Source organism: Streptomyces sp. AC627_RSS907, assembly GCF_019049165.1.
In genome coordinates this window covers 172,857-190,374 of record NZ_JAGMUE010000030.1, presented here as the reverse complement: position 1 = coordinate 190,374, position 17,518 = coordinate 172,857, and the positions used below count along the sequence as shown (strand labels likewise).

Sequence of the window (17,518 nt, the reverse complement as noted above, 5' to 3'; positions counted from 1 at the left end):
TCTTGACGGGGTATCTCGGTGTTTCGGGAATCGGCAACGATGGAGAAGCGTGTGATGACGGACGGTAAGCGGCGCAAGGGCCTGATGGCCGCGTCCGCACTGCTCGGCGGTGTGCTGGTGCTCTCGGCATGTTCCAGCGGCGACGCCGACGCCTCCGGGAACGGCAAGGCGTCACAGGCCGAGGTCGACGAGGCGGCGGCCAAGAAGACGTCCGAGGCCCAGATCAAGATCACGCCCAAGGACGGCTCGGACAACGCCTCCATCAACAACTCCGCCGCCGTCACCGTGAGCAAGGGAACGCTCACCGAGGTGAAGATGACCGGCTCCGACGGCACCCAGGTCAGCGGTCAGATATCCGCCGACAAGAAGAGCTGGAAGCCCAGCGGGCAGCTGGAGCGGGCCACCACCTACAAGCTGACGGCGACCGCGCAGGACTCCGAGGGCCGCGCCGCCCACGAGAACGCGTCGTTCACCACGGTCTCCCCGAAGAACAGCTTCATCGGCACCTTCACCCCGGACGACGGCACCACCGTCGGCGTGGGCATGCCGGTGTCGATCAACTTCGACAAGCAGATCACCAACAAGGCCGCCGTCCAGAAGGGCATCACGGTCAACACCACCAGTGGCCAGGAGGTCGCCTGCCACTGGTTCAGCACCCAGCGCATGGACTGCCGCCCCAAGGACTACTGGCAGGAGAACTCGACCGTCACGCTCAAGCTGGCGCTCGACGGGGTCGAGGGCGCCCAGGGCGTCTACGGCGTCCAGCAGAAGACGGTCACCTTCAAGATCGGCCGCAACCAGGTCTCCTACGTCGACGCGAAGACCAAGCAGATGAAGGTCACGCAGGACGGCAAGACCATCAAGACGATCCCGATCTCCGCCGGCTCCCCCGAGAACAAGACCTACGAAGGCCAGATGGTGATCTCCGAGAAGTTCAAGGAGACCCGGATGGACGGCTCGACGGTCGGCTTCACCGACGACGACGGCAAGGGCGAGTACGACATCAAGGACGTGCCGCACGCCATGCGTCTGAGCACCTCCGGCACCTTCATCCACGGCAACTACTGGGGCAAGGGCATCTTCGGCAACGCCAACACCAGCCACGGCTGCGTGGGCCTGGAAGACGCCAAGGGCGCGAACGACCCGAACACGCCGGGCTCCTGGTTCTACGACAACTCGATCATCGGTGACCTGGTCGTCGTCCAGAACACCGGCGACAAGACCATCGCCCCGGACAACGGCCTCAACGGCTGGAACATGGACTGGGCCCAGTGGAAGGCGGGTTCGGCGGTCTGACGCCGGACTCCCCGCGGTATCACGGCACGTGAGCCGGACGCCCGTCGCCCCCTCTCCGGGGCGGCGGGCGTCCGGCGTTCCACCGGCTGCCCGCACCCCGCTGGTGCCACGTCCAACACCGCGAGCGCGTAAGGGAGTTCGTTGCGGGCGTGTAACGCCCGACCGCGGTCTCGTAACAGTTGGCAGGCGGTTTCACGAAGGTCCGCCGCCACCGTCGTTCCCGCTCTTGAGCGGCTGATCTCCCCTCGGCATACTCCGAGTTCCGGGGGAGCACGTGCGTGCGAGACCACCCCCGGCCGGGTGAACGGGGATTCTCCCGGTACTTCCGCAAGGGGGAACGTTGCGCAGACAAGTGAAAAGAGCCGCCGCGGCCACGGTCGCCACGGCGGCGGCCGTGGCCCTCGCGGCGGGCATGACCAGCCCGGCCGCGGCGGACGCGGAGCGGACGGGGGATCCGGCGCGGACCGGCGGCGCGCAGGCGTACGCCGCGCAGGCCGGTGCCGCACAGACCGCCTCCGGTGCCGCCCGGCACCGCGTCACGCTGATCACCGGAGACCGGGTCGCCGTCGACGCCAAGGGCCGCGTCGTCGGCCTGGAGCGGGCCAAGGGACGCGAGCACATACCCGTCCAGATCCGCAGGGCCGACGGGCACACCTTCGTCGTCCCGGACGACGCCGCCCGCCTGGTCGCCGGCGGCAAGCTGGACCGGCGCCTCTTCGACATCACCGAACTGAACAAGACCGCCACCCGCAAGGCCCAGAAGAACGGCCTGAAGGTCATCGTCGGCTACCAGGGCAGCGCGAAGGCCACCAAGGCCGACGTCCGCGACGCGGGCACCCTCCGTCGCACGCTGAAGGCCCTGAACGCCGACGCCGTACAGACCCCGCACGAGGACGCGCCCGAGCTGTGGGACGCGGTGACCAACGGCGAGCAGGCCGCCTCCGGCATCGCGCACGTCTGGCTCGACGGCGTGCGCAGGGCCAGCCTGGACAAGTCCGTGCCGCAGATCGGCACCCCCAAGGCGTGGGCCGCCGGCTACGACGGCAAGGGCGTGAAGATCGCCGTCCTGGACACCGGCGTGGACACCACCCACCCCGACCTGACGAACCAGGTCGTCGCGTCCGAGAACTTCACCGCCTCACCCGACGCCACCGACAGGTACGGCCACGGCACCCACGTCGCCTCCATCGCGGCCGGCACCGGTGCCAAGGCGGGCGCGACGTACAAGGGCGTGGCCCCCGGCGCCAAGCTGCTCAACGGCAAGGTGCTCGGCGACGACGGCTCCGGCGACGACTCCGGCATCATCGCCGGCATGGAGTGGGCGGCCGCCCAGGGCGCCGACATCATCAACCTCAGCCTCGGCGGCGGCGACACCCCGGACGTCGACCCGCTGGAAGCCGAGGTCAACAAGCTCTCCGAGGAGAAGGGCATCCTCTTCGCCATCGCCGCCGGCAACGAGGGCGAACTCGGCGACCGCACCGTCGGCTCCCCGGGCAGCGCCGCCGCGGCCCTCACCGTCGGCGCGGTCGACGACAACGACAGGCTCGCCCCCTTCTCCAGCACCGGCCCCGGCCTCGACGGCGCCGTCAAGCCCGACGTGACCGCACCCGGCGTCGACATCACCGCCGCCTCCGCCAAGGGCAGCGTCATCGCCCGGGAGGAGGGCGAGAAGCCCGCGGGATACGTCACCATCTCCGGTACGTCGATGGCGACCCCGCACGTCGCGGGCGCCGCGGCCATCCTCAAGCAGCGGCACCCCGACTGGACGTACGCCGAGCTGAAGAGCGCGCTGACCGGCTCGACGAAGGGCGGCGCGTACACGCCCTTCCAGCAGGGCTCGGGCCGCATCCAGGTCGACAAGGCGGTCGGGCAGACCGTGTTCGCCGAGCCGGTGTCCGTCTCCTTCGGCGCCCAGCAGTGGCCGCACACCGACGACAAGCCGGTCACCAAGCAGCTGACCTACCGCAACGTCGGCACCAAGGACGTCACGCTGAAGCTGACGTCGACCGCGACCGACCCCAAGGGCAAGGCGGCCCCCGCCGGCTTCTTCACGCTGGGCGCCACCTCGGTCACCGTCCCGGCGGGCGGCAAGGCCTCCGTCGCCCTCACCACCGACACCAGGCTCGGCGGCACGGTCGACGGCGCCTACTCGGCGTACGTCACGGCGACCGACGGCACCCAGTCCGTCCGCACGGCCGCCACCGTGGAGCGCGAGATCGAGTCGTACGAGGTCACGGTGAAGACCATCGGCCGCGACGGCAGGCCGAGCGCGAACCACCGGACCGACCTGACCGGCGTCTCGGGCCTCGCCAAGGGCCAGTGGCTCAGCCCGTACGACGCCGACGGCACCGCCACCGTCCGCGTGCCCAAGGGCGGTTACATCCTCAACTCCGCGATCCAGGTGAGCGACGACCCGGAGGCGTGGAAGGGCGGTGACTGGATCGTCCAGCCGAAGCTGGAGGTCACCGGGAACACCACCGTCACCCTGGACGCCCGCACCACCAAGCCCGTGGACATCACGGTGCCGGACAAGGCCGCCGAGCCCGGCTTCGCCGCGGCCGACTTCACGGTGGAGAAGGGCGAGGAGCAGTACGGCTACGGCTGGTGGCTGAACTCCTTCGAGGGCCTGCGCACCAAGCAGCTCGGCCCGCGGCCCACCGACGGTGCGATGAGCCAGCAGTGGTACACCAACTGGACCAAGGGCGCCACGGAGCGCTACGAGACCGTCGCCGGCGGCCCCGTCGAGCAGTTCGCCACCGGCTACACCCGCCACTACAAGGCGAGCGAGCTGGCCACGCTCAAGGCCGGCCTCGGCGCCTCCGCGAGCGGCCGGACGGGCGCCGTCTCCGCGTCGGCCTCGCTGCCCGACAGCGGCGGCAGCTACACGGTCGGCGTTCCGCAGCCCCTGCCCGGCACCAGCACCCTGCACCTGTCCACCTCGGGCGGAGTGACCTGGGAGATCGGGTTCGAGCAGTACGGCGGCGTGGACGCCGACGGCTTCCCGGTCGTCGAGGCCGCCTACACGCTCGGCAGCCCGCAGAGCTACCAGGCGGGCAAGAGCTACTCGGCGACCTTCAACACCGCCGTCTTCGGTCCGCGCCTCACCCCCGAATCCGGCCTCTACCGCGACGGCGACACCATCAGCGGCCGTGTCCCGCTGTTCGCCGACGGCCAGGGCCACGAGGGCGCCTCGGCCTTCACCTCGGCCGCCACCACGCTCTACCGCAACGGCACCAAGGTCGGTTCCCACGAGGACCCGCTGAACGGCGAGGGCGAGTTCACCGTGCCCGAGGGTGACGCCCAGTACCGGCTGACGACGTCGGTCGAGCGCTCCGCCGAGGTCGCGGCGGCCTCCAGCCGCATCGACGCGAGCTGGACGTTCCGCTCCACGAGGCCGGCCGACCTCACCAGGCTGCCCGCGTCCACCGCCCGCTTCGCCGCCGTCACCGGCCTGGACAGCAAGGTCGCGGCCGACAGGACGGTCATCGTCCCCGTCACCGTCGAGGGCGCGGCCGCGGGCCGCAACCTCAAGTCGCTCACGGTGCAGGTCTCCTACGACCAGGGCAAGACCTGGAAGAAGGTCACCGTGACGAAGGGCAGGATCATCATCAAGAACCCGGCGAAGGGGAAGTCCATCTCCTTCCGCGCCACGATCGTCGACAAGAACAAGAACGAGTCGGTGATCTCGATCTACGACGCGTACCACGGCAAGTAGGCCGTGACCCGCGGCACGTAGGCCGCGACCCCGCCCGACGGCCCGCCCGGCACCCCGCCGGGCGGGCCGTTCACGACCGGGCGGCCGGGCGTCACGTCCGCAGGGAGGCCGCCGCGTCCGTACCCCAGCTCGCCAGCAGCCGCAGCGCGTCCGCCGACGGCGAACCCGGCTCGGCGTGGTACGTGACGAGGGACTGCTCCTCGTCGTCGACCATCCGGAACGTCTCGAAGGACAGGGTCAGATCACCGACCAGCGGGTGCCGCATCCGCTTGACGCCGTGACTCTTCTCCTTGACGTCGTGCGTGGCCCACAGCCGCCGGAACTCCTCGCTCTTCACGGACAGCTCGCCGACCAGCGCGGACAGCCGCGGGTCGTCCGGGTGCCGGCCCGCGTCCATGCGCAGGAAACTGACCATGTCGTACGCCTTCTGGTCCCAGTCCACGAACAGGTCGCGGTACTCCGGGTTCAGGAAGACCAGCCGCGCCCAGTTCCGCTCCGGCGCCGGCAGCTTGCCCCAGTCGCCGAAGAGGGCCGCCGCCATCCGGTTCCAGGCGAGGATGTCCGACCGCCGGCCGGCCACGTACGCCGGCACCGTGTCGATCGACTCCAGCAACTGGAGCAGCGCCACCCGCACCGGCTGCTGCGCACGCGCCGCCGCCCGCCTGCGCTGCTGCTTCGGCTTCGCCAGATGCGTCAGGTGCGCCTGCTCGGCGTCGGACAGCCTGAGCGCGCGGGCGATCGCGTCGAGGACCTCCGCCGACACGTTCCGCCCGTTGCCCTGTTCGAGGCGCGTGTAGTACGCCACCGAGACCCCGGCGAGCTGCGCCAGCTCCTCCCGCCGCAACCCCGGCACCCGGCGATGCCTGCCGAACGACGGCAACCCCACGTCCTCCGGCTTCAGCCGGGCCCGCCGGGTGCGCAGGAACTCGCTCAGTTCGGCTCGCCGGTCCAGCTGTCCGTCCATGCCCTCCAGTATTCCCGGTCGTACGCCCCGGAGCCTGACCCCGCCAGTGGTACGCACACGGGACGTAGGCACAACCGTGACCTGGGCGAATGCCTCCGGGCCAGGCACGGTGGACGTACACCCGAGAAACGAGCCGCAAGGCTCACGAGAATCCGGAGACCCCCCGGCATGACCACTGTCGCCGCATACGCAGCACCCGCCGCCAAGGCTCCGCTGGAGCGCACCACCATCGAGCGGCGCGCGGTGCGCGAGCACGACGTCCTGATCGACATCAAGTTCGCCGGCATCTGCCACTCCGACATCCACCAGGTCCGCGAGGGCTGGGGCGAGGCCATCTTCCCCATGGTCCCCGGTCACGAGATCGCCGGCATCGTCTCCGAGGTCGGCCCCGGCGTCACCAAGTACGCCGTCGGCGACCGGGTGGGCGTCGGCTGCATGGTCGACTCCTGCCGCGAGTGCGACAACTGCAAGGCCGGCCTGGAGCAGTACTGCACCGGCGGCAACGTGATGACCTACAACGGCATCGGCAAGGACGGGGAGCCGACGCACGGCGGCTACTCGGAGAAGATCGTCGTCGACGAGAACTTCGTCGTCGGCATCCCCGAGGGCCTCGCCCTGGACGAGGCCGCGCCCCTGCTGTGCGCCGGCGTCACCACGTACTCCCCGCTCAGGCACTGGAACGCCGGCCCCGGCAAGAAGGTCGCCGTCCTCGGCATGGGCGGCCTCGGCCACCTGGCCGTCAAGCTCGCGCACGCCATGGGCGCCGAGGTGACCGTGCTGTCGCAGTCCCTGCGCAAGAAGGACGACGGCCTGAAGCTGGGCGCCGACCACTACTACGCCACCAGCGACCCGGCCACGTTCCAGGAGCTGGCGGGCACCTTCGACCTGATCGTCTCGACGGTCTCCGCCCCGCTCGACTTCGGCGCCTACCTGGGCCTGCTGCGCACGGACGGCGCCCTGGTGAACGTCGGCGCCCCCGAGGAGCCGATCTCCCTCAACCTGTTCTCGGTGATCGACGGCCGCAAGACGCTGGCCGGCTCCAGCATCGGCGGCATCCGCGAGACCCAGGAAATGCTGGACTTCTGCGCCGAGCACGGCATCGGCGCCGAGATCGAGCTGATCGCCGCGTCCGAGATCAACGAGGCCTACGAGCGGGTCCTGGCGAGCGACGTGCGCTACCGCTTCGTGATCGACACGGCGACGATCTGACGGGACCGCCCGCGGCGAGCCGTGCGTGCGGGCGGTCCACGTGGCGGGACCGATGACCACGCCGGGCACGGGCGTGTGACCTCTGGGCCCGAGCCCCTTCCCGTCCGGGAGGGGGCTCGGCGGCGTGTGACCGCGCCCGGGGCGTCCGGGGCCGGACCACTGCTTCCAGCCGGTCACCGGGAACGGCACCCGGCCGTCCCCGCCGGCCCGACCGGCCCGGCAGAACACGCCCACCGGACCGGGGCACGGGGTCTAGCAGAAGCCGTTGAGGCCCCACCACTCGCCGTCGGCCGGCCGGCCGGCGGACAGGGAGCCGGTCTCGCGCCCCTCGTAGGTGACCAACCAGCCCAGGTGGCCCGGGACGCCGTCGATCACGTAACTGTCGTTGGTCACCGCGGCGAGGTCCGGGTGCCCGTCACCGGAGAAGTCGCCGACCGGGATGAAGTCGGCCATGGCGTTCCAGCCGCCGGATCCGATGAGCGTGCGGGAGCCGAGCGTGCCGGTGGAGGTGCCCGGGTAGAGCCAGAGCCTGCCCGTGGACGCCTCGCGCGCGTAGAGGTCGGGACGGCCGTCGCCGTTCACGTCGCCCATGCCGATGAGCGCGTTCATGCTGTTCCAGCCGCCGGACCCGATGAGCGTGCGGGAGCCGAGCGTGCCGGTGGAGGTGCCCGGGTAGAGCCACAGCCTGCCCGTGGCCTTCTCGACCGCGATCAGGTCGGAGCGGCCGTCCCCGGTCAGGTCGCCGAAGGCGGTGATCAGGCTCATGGCGTTCCAGCCGCCCGAGCCGATCAGTTCGCGGGCGCCCAGGGAGCCGGTACCGGTGCCGGGGTAGAGCCACAGCTTGCCGGTGGAGGCCTCGCGGGCGATGAGGTCCTCGTGGCCGTCGCGGCTGAAGTCACCGTGGCGGGTGAGGGCGCTCATGCCGTTCCAGCCGCCCGCCCCGATGAGCCGGCCGGTGCTGTCGCCCGGAGTGAACCAGAGCCGTCCGGCCTCGTCGCGGGTGATCACGTCGGCCCTGCGGTCGCCGTTCATGTCCCCGAAGCCCAGGGCCTCGGGGGAGGTCTCGGACACCCAGCCCGGGTAGGCGGACCGGCTGCACTCGCGCTCGGTACGGACGAACTTGACCGAGCTGGTGGTCGCGACCGGGTCCCCGTTGAGCTCGCCGGGCGAGTTGGGCTCCTGGGCCCAGTAACCGCCCCACGGCACGTAGTCCTTGTCCTCGTAGACGCAGGCGATCGACGTCGTACGGTTGACGTACGAGCGGATCTTGTTGTCCCAGCTGCCCAGGTCCGCGACGCTCTTGTTCGTCTTCCACATCGAGCCGTCGGCGCTCTCGCCCGTCCACCCGCAGAAGTAGCCCGCGGGGCAGTCGTACGAGCTCGCGACCGCCGGAGCGGCGTTCACGGTGGCCAGGCCGGTGCCGGCGAGCGCGAGGCCGACGAGTGTCGCCACGCCCCGGTGGAATCGGTTCTTCATGCCCCTGTTCCCCTCCCCTTTGTACTCCTCTTCGCGCCGGGCCCCGGTCCCGTCCGCACGCCGGTTCCCGGGGGTGCCGCCGGGCTCCGGCGGTCGGCCGACGCGAGCAAGGTGATCATAGAGCGGCGCTGAGTGACCCCAGCATCGCAGTCACCGCGGTGGACCGGAAGCGCCCGGACAGCGCGGCCGCGGGGCGGGTCGGGCGGGCACGGAATCGCTTCGGACCCTCGCGCGTTGACGAGTGTGGGCGTCAGGTGCCGGTGGTGTGCCAGCCGAGTGGCCCGAGTGACCGAGGCACAGATAGTGGAGGGCGTAATGGCTGCGCGAACGCAGAGGGCCGTGCTTGCGGGCGGATGCTTCTGGGGGATGGAGGAGCTGATCCGCCGGCTCCCGGGCGTCACGTCGACCCGGGTCGGATACACCGGGGGCGACGTGCCGAACGCCACGTACCGGAACCACGGCACGCACGCGGAGGCCATCGAGATCCTCTTCGACCCCGAGAAGACCGACTACCGCACGATCCTGGAGTTCTTCTTCCAGATCCACGACCCGAGCACCAAGAACCGCCAGGGCAACGACATCGGCCTCAGCTACCGCTCGGCGATCTACTACGTGGACGACGAGCAGAAGCGGATCGCCGAAGACACGATCGCGGACGTGGACGCCTCCGGACTGTGGCCCGGCAAGGTCGTCACCGAGGTGGAGCCGGTCGGCCCCTTCTGGGAGGCCGAGCCCGAACACCAGGACTACCTGCAGCGTTACCCGGACGGCTACACCTGCCACTTCCCGCGCCCCGGGTGGCGGCTGCCCGCCCGCACCGAGGGCTGACCGCGAGCGGTGCGGCCCGGTCGGCATCCCGCCGGGCCGCACCGCACACCGGTGCGGTCTCTCAGTGCGGCAGGGTCGCCGGGCTGCCGCCGTTCGCCTCGTAGCCGGCCACCGCCAGGGCGCGGTAGACCGCGAACTCCGCCGCCGGGTCCGTGGACAGCGACCACGGCAGGGCACCGACGTGGCCGTCGATGAGTACGAGCTGGTTCATCGCCTCGGCCCAGCGCTCGCCGCGGACCAGGAAGAGGACCAGCAGATGGCGCACGTGCGCCTGCATCGGGTCGTCGGGGCGGGCCGAGTGGACGGCGTGCAGCGCGCCGTGGACCGCCTTGGTGACGACCTCGCTCTGGTAGAAGCCGCTGACCAGGTTGACCTCCGGCAGGTGCTCGAAGACCGCGAAGAGCGGCATCGCCGCGAGCAGCGAGCCCTGCGGGGCCCGGGCCGCGGCGGCCTCCGCGAAGGAGTACGCCAGGTCGCGCGAGCCGTGCCACTTCTCGCACCAGTAGTGCAGGGCGGCCAGGTGCGCGCCCATGTGGTTCGGCGCGCGGTCGAGGATCTTCAGCCAGAGCTGCTCGAAGTCCTCGCGCGGGTAGCCGAGACCACGGGCCACCGACAGCTCGACGATGTACGGCACCGGGTCGCCGGGCGCGAGCAGCGCCGCCTCGCCGCAGGCCGCCTTCGCCTCCTCCATGATGATCCGGAACTCGTCCGTGCCCGGCGTCGCCGTCCGCCACGCCTGCTGCACGAGGAACTCGGCGTGCACCGCGGCGCCGCCCGCGTCCTTGGGGACCTCGGCACGCCACACCCGCAGCCACTGCCCGCCCGGCGTCTCGCCGACGCCGCCGGGCCGCCGCGCCAGCTCCAGCGACGCGGCGCCCGCGAAGGCCTGCACGCGCTGCCAGCGCCGCTCGCCCTCCGCCTCCGTGCCGGCCAGGAGCTGCTGGGCCCCTCGGTAGTCCTGCGTGCGCTGCACCAGGTCCAGGACGTCCAGCAGGTCCTGGTCGGGGCCGGGCATGCGGATGTCCAGCTCCTCCTCGCGGACGAAGCCGTAGTTCGCGGGGTCCGCCGCGTCCGGGTGGCCGGGGTGGACCAGGCCGACCGCGCTCCGCCGGCGCCGCAGAACGGGAAGCAGCACGAAGGCCAGCATGACCACTGCCATCAGGACCCACAGAATCTCCATGCCTCAAGCGAACCAGACACCGCCGGCAATTGGCCAACCTGCGCCGCGCCCTGTGGACAACGCGCGCGGGCTCCCGCGCGGCTACCCTCGGTGCCCATGAGCGACAGGCACATCAGTCAGCACTTCGAGACGCTCGCGATTCACGCGGGCAACACCGCCGATCCCCTGACGGGCGCGGTCGTCCCGCCGATCTATCAGGTGTCGACCTACAAGCAGGACGGCGTCGGCGGCCTGCGCGGCGGCTACGAGTACAGCCGCAGCGCCAACCCGACCCGTACGGCCCTGGAGGAGAACCTCGCCGCCCTGGAGGGCGGCCGTCGCGGCCTCGCCTTCGCGTCCGGACTGGCGGCCGAGGACTGCCTGTTGCGCACGCTGCTGCGCCCCGGCGACCACGTGGTCATTCCCAACGACGCGTACGGCGGCACCTTCCGGCTCTTCGCCAAGGTCGCCACCCGGTGGGGCGTGGAGTGGTCCGTGGCGGACACGAGCGACCCCGCAGCCGTGCGGGCGGCGCTCACCCCGAAGACCAGGGCCGTGTGGGTGGAGACGCCGTCCAACCCGCTGCTCGGCATCACCGACATCGCCGCCGTCGCCCAGGTCGCCCGCGACGCCGGTGCCCGGCTCGTCGTCGACAACACCTTCGCCACGCCGTACCTGCAGCAGCCCCTGGCACTCGGCGCGGACGTCGTCGTGCACTCGCTGACCAAGTACATGGGCGGCCACTCGGACGTCGTGGGCGGCGCGCTGGTCGTGGACGACCAGGAACTGGGGGAGGAGCTGGCGTTCCACCAGAACGCGATGGGCGCGGTCGCCGGGCCCTTCGACTCCTGGCTGGTGCTGCGCGGCACCAAGACGCTCGCGGTGCGCATGGACCGGCACAGCGAGAACGCCACCAAGGTCGCCGAGATGCTCTCCCGGCACGCGCGCGTGACGAGCGTGCTGTACCCGGGGCTGCCGGAGCACCCCGGGCACGAGGTCGCGGCCAAGCAGATGAAGGCGTTCGGCGGCATGGTGTCGTTCCGCGTCGAGGGCGGCGAGCAGGCGGCCGTCGAGGTCTGCAACCGCGCGCGGGTCTTCACGCTCGGCGAGTCCCTGGGCGGCGTCGAGTCGCTGATCGAGCACCCGGGCCGCATGACGCACGCCTCCGCGGCCGGTTCGGCCCTGGAGGTGCCCGCCGACCTGGTGCGCCTGTCGGTCGGCATCGAGAACGTCGACGACCTGCTCGCGGACCTGCAGCAGGCCCTGGGCTAGCCAGGGGGGCTCACCAGCCCTCCCAGCCCGTCACGGGTGGGGTCGTGTCCGACGGCGGCTCCACCCAGGGACGGACGGTGAGCGCCCAGACCGTGAACGCCACGGCGGCGGCGCCGAGCAGCAGCCACATCAGGCGGCGGGCGGCGGTCCTGCGCCGCAGCATGCGGCCGCCGCGGCGCAGGGCGTCCGCGCAGAGGTCGGGCGGCACCCGCGGTGGCGACTGCTCCATGATCCGCCGCGCGGCGGCCTCTCGTTGGAGGCGGTTCACCGGGGCCGCCTCCCCGTCGCGTACAGGGCCCGCCGCGCGCGCGTGCCGGTCGCCGCCTGCGCCGCGACCAACGCCTCCGCGGTCCTGTGGGCCCGCCGCGCGCGCGTGCCGGTCGCCGTGCCCGTCATGGCGTCGCCGCCTTCGCCTGCGTCACCGGCCGGACCGGCCCGGCGGACGGGTGCAGCACGGCGGCCGTCGCCCGGTCGCAGAGCGTCCGGACGCGGGCGACGGGCAGGCCCAGCAGGGCCGCCGTCTGTTCCTCGGCGACCCCCTCGTAGAGCCTCAGCACCAGGACCAGGCGTTCCTGCGGATCGAGACCGCCCAGGGGTCCGGCGGGGCGCCGTCGGGACCGGCCGAGACCGCCGCCGTACCGGTGCCGGGACTCGCGGGCGAAACGGGTGACCAGGTACCGGCGGGCGAGGTCGTACGGGTCCTCCCCGCGCAGGCGGTCCCAGCACGCGTAGGTGTGGGCGAGGGAGAGGGCCAGCAGGCGCCGCGCGCGCGGATGGTCGTCCGGCGGCTCGGCCGTGAGCAGGGTGGCGGCGTGCAGCAGCCGCCCCGCCGCACCCGCGACGAACGCCTCGAACTCGCGTGCCCGGCGGGCACCGCGGGACGCATGCCGTTCTCGCACCGCGCCTCCCGCCCGGAGGGCGACGGCCCCCGGGTCCCGTCGGACGACCCTGGAGCTCTCATATCAGGCCAGGGGCCGCCCGCCGGTCAAGAGTCCGGCGCGATCTGCCGCCGGAAACCTGGGGAGGTCGTTCAGGAGGCCGACGCCGACTGCGGGCCCGCCACGCCCTGGGGCGCCATACGGGCGGACAGGGCGCCGTTGAAGCGCGCGAGGAGCGCGCAGAACGCCTCGCGCTCCTCCGGCGCCCAGTCGTGGGTCAGTTCGGCCATGAGCTGACGCCGGGAGGAGCGGACCTCCTCCAGCCGCGACACGCCGCGCGGGGACAGCTGGAGCACCACCGCGCGCCCGTCCTCGGGGTGCGAGGTCCGCTTGACGAGCCCCGTGTCGACGAGCGGCGCCACCTGCCGGGTCACCGTCGAGGAGTCGATGCCCATGCTCGCGGCGAGCGCCTTGACGCCCATCGGGCCCTCTTTGTCGAGGCGGTTGAGCAGCAGATAGGCGGCGCGGTCCATGGAGTTGCGCACCTGCCCGACCCCGCCGAGCCGGGTCTGTTCGGCACGACGGGCGAAGAGTGCCACCTCGTGCTGGAGCGTCTCGAGAAGACCGGTGTCACCGGCGGTCGTCATGTCCATCGACATTCCAGGCGTTGTGGGCATGGCCGGGGGCTCACTTCGTGGAGGGGCTGCTGATTGGGGGACAGGGTACGCGGCCGGGCGGCGAGGCGTACGGGCGCCGGACAAAGCCGGTCTCGGAGGTTGGTCACAACGGCCCCCGGCCTTCGTGAACTGCGATGCTGGACGTATGAGCTACAGCACGGCCGCCCTTGTCCGACCCGTCACCCTCGACGACGTGCGCGGAGCCCAGAAGATGCTCGCGGGCGTCGCGCGGGTGACGGCGATGGAGGGCAGCAGGCACCTGTCCCAGCTGGTCGGCGCGCCGGTGCACCTCAAGTGCGAGAACCTCCAGCGGACGGGCTCGTTCAAGCTGCGCGGCGCCTACGTCCGGATCGCCGGGCTGCTGCCCGAGGAGCGGGCCGCCGGTGTGGTCGCGGCGAGCGCGGGCAACCACGCGCAGGGCGTGGCGCTGGCGTCGTCGCTGCTCGGAGTGCGTGCGACGGTGTTCATGCCGAAGGGCGCCCCGCTGCCGAAGATCAGCGCGACCCGGGAGTACGGCGCCGAGGTGCGGCTGCACGGGCAGGTGGTCGACGAGACGCTGGCCGCCGCCCAGGAGTACGCGGAGCGGACGGGCGCGGTGTTCATCCACCCCTTCGACCACCCCGACGTCATCGCGGGCCAGGGCACGGTCGGGCTGGAGATCCTGGAGCAGTGCCCCGACGTGCGGACCGTCGTGGTCGGCATCGGCGGGGGAGGGCTGGCGGCCGGGATCGCGGTCGCGGTGAAGGCGCTGCGGCCGCAGGTACGGATCGTGGGCGTCCAGGCGGAGGGCGCGGCGGCGTATCCGCCGTCGTTGGCCGCGGGGCGCCCGGTGGCCGTCGAGAAGCCGGCGACGATGGCCGACGGCATCAAGGTGGGGCGCCCCGGCGACGTGCCGTTCGGGATCGTCGGCGCGTTGGTGGACGAGGTCCGTACGGTCTCCGAGGACGAGCTGTCCACCGCGCTGCTGCTGTGCCTGGAGCGGGCCAAGCTGGTCGTGGAACCGGCCGGGGCGAGCCCGGTGGCGGCGCTGCTGAGCGAGCCGCACGCCTTCGGGGGGCCGGTGGTGGCGGTGCTGTCCGGGGGCAACGTGGACCCGGTGCTGATGCAGGGCGTGCTGCGGCACGGCATGGCCGCGCAGGGCCGCTACCTGGCGGTCCGGCTGCGGCTGACGGACCGGCCCGGGGCCCTGGCCACGCTTCTCGGGGTGTTGTCGGCGGTCGACGCCAACGTCCTCGACGTGAGCCACGTGCGGACGGATCCGCGGCTCGGGCTCACGGAGGCGGAGGTCGAGCTGCACCTGGAGACGAAGGGCCCGGAGCACTGCGCCGAGGTCGGCGGCGCGCTGCGGGAGGCGGGGTACCCCGTCATCGGCTGAGCGGCCTCCCCCGGACTTCCCGGCGCCCGGGGCCGGCACGCGAAACCCCCGGCGTCACCAGGACGCCGGGGGTTCGTCGACGCGGACGGCCGGGCGCGTGGGCCGGGCCGGGCCGGGCCGGTCAGCCGTTGTACGGCTCGGCCTTGAGGATCTTCACGGAGGCGGGCTTGCCGTTGGGCAGCTCGTACTGGGCGATCTCCCCGACCTTGTGGCCCATCACGCCCGAGCCCAGCGGGGACTGCGGCGAGTAGGTCTCGATGTCCGAGCTCGCGTACTCGCGCGAGGCCAGCAGGAAGGTCAGCGTGTCGTCCTCGTCACCGTCGAAGGCGATCGTGACGACCATGCCGGGTGCCACCGCGCCGTCCGCGGCCGGGGCCTCACCCACCTTGGCGCTCTCGAGCAGCTGGGTCAGCTGGCGCACGCGGAGCTCCTGCTTGCCCTGCTCCTCCTTCGCCGCGTGGTACCCGCCGTTCTCGCGCAGGTCCCCCTCCTCACGCGCCGCGGCGATCTTGGCAGAGATCTCGGTGCGCGCGGGACCAGTAAGGTATGCAAGCTCCTCCTTGAGCTTGTTGTACGCCTCCTGGGTCAGCCAGGTGACGTTCTCGCTGGTCTGGGTCACGGGTGCTCCTCGTCGGTACTGGGAATACAAATCAACGCCCTACCCAGAAGGATGTTCCTCCACGGAAGGGCGAAACCACGAGCCTAACAATTGAGTGGCCAAAGAGGGAGGACATAAGCCACCAGATTCATGTCACCGCAGGTCACACGCGGCGGATTCGCACCGACGGACCTCCGTGACGAACCTTCGTGCGCACCTCGGTGCCGTCACTCCGGGTGGCAGCCGAGCAGCTCCGCGGTCGTGCCGGGGGCCTTGGTCCGCAGGGTGACGACCTTGTCGACGCGCGTGGCGTCCCCGGCGAAGCGGAAGTCGGCCCGGCCCACCTCGCCGCCGTCCTCCGCCTGGGAGCGCACCGTGCAGTAGCCGGCGACCCCGGCGTCCTTGCGGACCTCCAGGTGCACCTGCACCGAGTCCTCGGCGAGCTCGAAACCGATCAGCTCGCCGCTGATCTTGTTCTGGCCGACGTAGTGGTAGCCGTACCAGCCGATCACCGCGAGCAGGACGGCGCCGAGCACCGCTCCGACGACCTTGAGCGTGTGGTCCGCCCGTTCGTCCGAGGAGCGGCCGTACCTGCTCTCGGGCGTGCGCGTGGTCGCCGTGCTCATGATCGTCCTCTCGGCAGGAGCGGGACGGGCGCGTCCCGGAAGGGGCCCCGGGGCCCGGTCTTCCCCGGCTCCGGAATTATTCGCCCCCCGATTCGGTCACTATAGAAGCCTCCGAACCGCCACCGGACCGCCGCCCCTCACGGACGCCCCTGCGGGGCGGCACCTATTGGATCGCGCCGATGCACACAGGGCGCCGACTGACCGAGGATTGAGTCTTGACTGACCAGCTGCGACTGATGGCCGTCCACGCCCACCCCGACGACGAGTCGAGCAAGGGCGCGGCCACCATGGCGAAGTACGTGTCCGAGGGGGTGGACGTGCTGGTCGTGACCTGCACGGGCGGGGAGCGCGGCTCCATCCTCAACCCCAAGCTCCAGGGCGACGCGTACATCGAGGAGCACATCCACGAGGTACGCAAGAAGGAGATGGACGAGGCCCGGGAGATCCTCGGCGTCAAGCAGGAATGGCTCGGCTTCGTCGACTCCGGCCTGCCCGAGGGCGACCCGCTGCCGCCGCTGCCGGAGGGCTGCTTCGCCCTGGAGGACGTCGACAAGGCGGCCGGCGAGCTGGTGCGCAAGATCCGCTCCTTCCGGCCGCAGGTGATCACCACCTACGACGAGAACGGCGGCTACCCGCACCCCGACCACATCATGACCCACAAGATCACGATGGTGGCCTTCGAGGGCGCGGCCGACACCGAGAAGTACCCGGAGGCCGAGTACGGGGCGGCGTACCAGCCGCTGAAGGTGTACTACAACCAGGGCTTCAACCGCCCCCGCACCGAGGCGCTGCACAACGCGCTGCTGGAGCGCGGTCTGGAGTCGCCCTACGGGGACTGGCTCAAGCGCTGGTCGGAGTTCGAACGCAAGGAGCGCACGCTCACCACGCACGTCCCCTGCGCCGAGTTCTTCGAGATCCGCGACAAGGCGCTGATCGCGCACGCCACGCAGATCGACCCCGACGGGGGCTGGTTCCGGGTGCCGATGGAGATCCAGAAGGAGGTCTGGCCCACCGAGGAGTACGAGCTCGCCAAGTCCCTCGTGGACACTTCCCTCCCCGAGGACGACCTCTTCGCGGGCATCCGGGACAATGCCTGACATGAGTGCAAGCGCAAGCCTGGCAATGACGCACCTCGTCACTCTCGCCGAACTCGACGAGGACAAGGTCACCCCCGGTGTCCTCGGTTTCGTCGTGTTCGCGGTGATGGCCCTGGCGGTGTGGGGTCTGATGCGGTCCATGAGCCGGCACATGGGCAAGGTCGACTTCAAGGAGGCTCCGGACACGGAGGCGGACGCCCCCGGCGGCGGCCGGGTGGAGCCGCAGCGGGGATAGGGCCTGTCGGGAGCGGGCCGGCCAGGGGCGGGGGTACCTCCCGGGGCCGTTCAGGCACCGGCGGAGGCCCGGCCGCCCGCGGCGACGTGCGCCGGCCCGCGGCCGTGGCCGCC

The 17,518-nt window shown here is 71.7% G+C and carries 16 protein-coding genes; 8 read left to right on the top strand and 8 right to left on the bottom strand.

Features of this window, described 5'->3' with window-relative positions; all coding sequences use genetic code 11:
- The first annotated feature begins 54 nt into the window (after positions 1-54).
- The gene (locus KUM32_RS09250; protein WP_217141322.1) at positions 55-1,296 is read left to right on the top strand and encodes an Ig-like domain-containing protein; all 1,242 of its coding nucleotides are present in this window, start codon (positions 55-57) and stop codon (positions 1,294-1,296) included.
- A gap of 352 nt (positions 1,297-1,648) precedes the next feature.
- Positions 1,649-5,011, top strand: a complete 3,363-nt coding sequence (locus tag KUM32_RS09245; RefSeq protein WP_308408623.1) for a S8 family serine peptidase — start codon at positions 1,649-1,651, stop codon at positions 5,009-5,011.
- 91 nt (positions 5,012-5,102) lie between these two features.
- On the opposite strand, the gene KUM32_RS09240 is transcribed toward KUM32_RS09245, so the two are convergent.
- Positions 5,103-5,975: a helix-turn-helix domain-containing protein gene (locus tag KUM32_RS09240; RefSeq protein ID WP_217141321.1), complete on the bottom strand. Its 873-nt coding sequence runs from the start codon at positions 5,973-5,975 to the stop codon at positions 5,103-5,105.
- A gap of 168 nt (positions 5,976-6,143) precedes the next feature.
- On the opposite strand from KUM32_RS09240, the gene KUM32_RS09235 reads away from it, so the two are divergent.
- On the top strand, positions 6,144-7,184 hold the full coding sequence (locus KUM32_RS09235; RefSeq protein WP_217141320.1) for an NAD(P)-dependent alcohol dehydrogenase: 1,041 nt from the start codon (positions 6,144-6,146) through the stop codon (positions 7,182-7,184).
- A gap of 252 nt (positions 7,185-7,436) precedes the next feature.
- Here the strand turns inward: KUM32_RS09235 and KUM32_RS09230 are convergent, their stop codons facing one another.
- Complete coding sequence (locus tag KUM32_RS09230) at positions 7,437-8,660, bottom strand: FG-GAP-like repeat-containing protein (protein WP_217141319.1); 1,224 nt, start codon at positions 8,658-8,660, stop codon at positions 7,437-7,439.
- A 315-nt stretch (positions 8,661-8,975) separates the two neighbouring features.
- On the opposite strand from KUM32_RS09230, the gene msrA reads away from it, so the two are divergent.
- On the top strand, positions 8,976-9,488 hold the full coding sequence (gene msrA / locus KUM32_RS09225; RefSeq protein ID WP_217141318.1) for a peptide-methionine (S)-S-oxide reductase MsrA: 513 nt from the start codon (positions 8,976-8,978) through the stop codon (positions 9,486-9,488).
- Positions 9,489-9,549: 61 nt separating this feature from the next.
- On the opposite strand, the gene KUM32_RS09220 is transcribed toward msrA, so the two are convergent.
- Complete coding sequence (locus KUM32_RS09220) at positions 9,550-10,668, bottom strand: hypothetical protein (RefSeq protein WP_217141317.1); 1,119 nt, start codon at positions 10,666-10,668, stop codon at positions 9,550-9,552.
- A gap of 96 nt (positions 10,669-10,764) precedes the next feature.
- Here KUM32_RS09220 and KUM32_RS09215 point away from each other — a divergent pair, with 96 nt between their 5' ends.
- Positions 10,765-11,919, top strand: a complete 1,155-nt coding sequence (locus tag KUM32_RS09215) for a cystathionine gamma-synthase (protein ID WP_217141316.1) — start codon at positions 10,765-10,767, stop codon at positions 11,917-11,919.
- Positions 11,920-11,929: 10 nt separating this feature from the next.
- Here KUM32_RS09215 and KUM32_RS09210 read toward each other — a convergent pair whose 3' ends face one another.
- The 3 genes from KUM32_RS09210 to KUM32_RS09200 form a co-directional block, all read right to left on the bottom strand.
- Positions 11,930-12,187, bottom strand: coding sequence for a hypothetical protein (locus tag KUM32_RS09210; protein WP_217141315.1), 258 nt, complete (start codon positions 12,185-12,187; stop codon positions 11,930-11,932).
- 124 nt (positions 12,188-12,311) lie between these two features.
- A complete protein-coding gene (locus tag KUM32_RS09205) occupies positions 12,312-12,818 on the bottom strand; it encodes a sigma factor-like helix-turn-helix DNA-binding protein (RefSeq protein ID WP_217141314.1) in 507 nt (168 codons plus the stop codon).
- Between the two features lie 131 nt (positions 12,819-12,949).
- Positions 12,950-13,456, bottom strand: a complete 507-nt coding sequence (locus KUM32_RS09200; protein WP_217141313.1) for a MarR family winged helix-turn-helix transcriptional regulator — start codon at positions 13,454-13,456, stop codon at positions 12,950-12,952.
- A gap of 163 nt (positions 13,457-13,619) precedes the next feature.
- Between KUM32_RS09200 and ilvA the strand changes: the two genes are divergently transcribed.
- Entirely contained in the window at positions 13,620-14,849 is a 1,230-nt protein-coding gene (ilvA, locus tag KUM32_RS09195; protein WP_217141312.1) for a threonine ammonia-lyase, read from the top strand.
- Positions 14,850-14,970: 121 nt separating this feature from the next.
- Here ilvA and greA read toward each other — a convergent pair whose 3' ends face one another.
- Positions 14,971-15,468, bottom strand: coding sequence for a transcription elongation factor GreA (gene greA / locus KUM32_RS09190; RefSeq protein ID WP_217141311.1), 498 nt, complete (start codon positions 15,466-15,468; stop codon positions 14,971-14,973).
- Between the two features lie 206 nt (positions 15,469-15,674).
- Positions 15,675-16,073, bottom strand: coding sequence for a DUF4307 domain-containing protein (locus tag KUM32_RS09185; RefSeq protein WP_217141310.1), 399 nt, complete (start codon positions 16,071-16,073; stop codon positions 15,675-15,677).
- A 215-nt stretch (positions 16,074-16,288) separates the two neighbouring features.
- Between KUM32_RS09185 and mca the strand changes: the two genes are divergently transcribed.
- Positions 16,289-17,170: a mycothiol conjugate amidase Mca gene (gene mca, locus KUM32_RS09180; protein WP_217141309.1), complete on the top strand. Its 882-nt coding sequence runs from the start codon at positions 16,289-16,291 to the stop codon at positions 17,168-17,170.
- Positions 17,163-17,405 (top strand): hypothetical protein, encoded by a 243-nt coding sequence (locus KUM32_RS09175; protein WP_217141308.1) that lies wholly within the window; start codon positions 17,163-17,165, stop codon positions 17,403-17,405. The genes mca and KUM32_RS09175 overlap by 8 nt, the downstream gene beginning before the upstream one ends.
- Positions 17,406-17,518 lie beyond the last annotated feature (113 nt).

Excerpts from the sequence above, each read along its gene's own strand:
- msrA (WP_217141318.1), top strand. The coding sequence starts at position 8,976 with ATGGCTGCGCGAACGCAGAGGGCCGTGCTTGCGGGCGGATGCTTCTGG.
- KUM32_RS09185 (WP_217141310.1), bottom strand. The coding sequence starts at position 16,073 with ATGAGCACGGCGACCACGCGCACGCCCGAGAGCAGGTACGGCCGCTCC.
- KUM32_RS09215 (WP_217141316.1), top strand. The coding sequence starts at position 10,765 with ATGAGCGACAGGCACATCAGTCAGCACTTCGAGACGCTCGCGATTCAC.
- KUM32_RS09200 (WP_217141313.1), bottom strand. The coding sequence starts at position 13,456 with ATGTCGATGGACATGACGACCGCCGGTGACACCGGTCTTCTCGAGACG.
- KUM32_RS09220 (WP_217141317.1), bottom strand. The coding sequence starts at position 10,668 with ATGGAGATTCTGTGGGTCCTGATGGCAGTGGTCATGCTGGCCTTCGTG.
- KUM32_RS09175 (WP_217141308.1), top strand. The coding sequence starts at position 17,163 with ATGCCTGACATGAGTGCAAGCGCAAGCCTGGCAATGACGCACCTCGTC.
- ilvA (WP_217141312.1), top strand. The coding sequence starts at position 13,620 with ATGAGCTACAGCACGGCCGCCCTTGTCCGACCCGTCACCCTCGACGAC.
- KUM32_RS09235 (WP_217141320.1), top strand. The coding sequence starts at position 6,144 with ATGACCACTGTCGCCGCATACGCAGCACCCGCCGCCAAGGCTCCGCTG.
- KUM32_RS09230 (WP_217141319.1), bottom strand. The coding sequence starts at position 8,660 with ATGAAGAACCGATTCCACCGGGGCGTGGCGACACTCGTCGGCCTCGCG.
- KUM32_RS09250 (WP_217141322.1), top strand. The coding sequence starts at position 55 with ATGACGGACGGTAAGCGGCGCAAGGGCCTGATGGCCGCGTCCGCACTG.
- KUM32_RS09240 (WP_217141321.1), bottom strand. The coding sequence starts at position 5,975 with ATGGACGGACAGCTGGACCGGCGAGCCGAACTGAGCGAGTTCCTGCGC.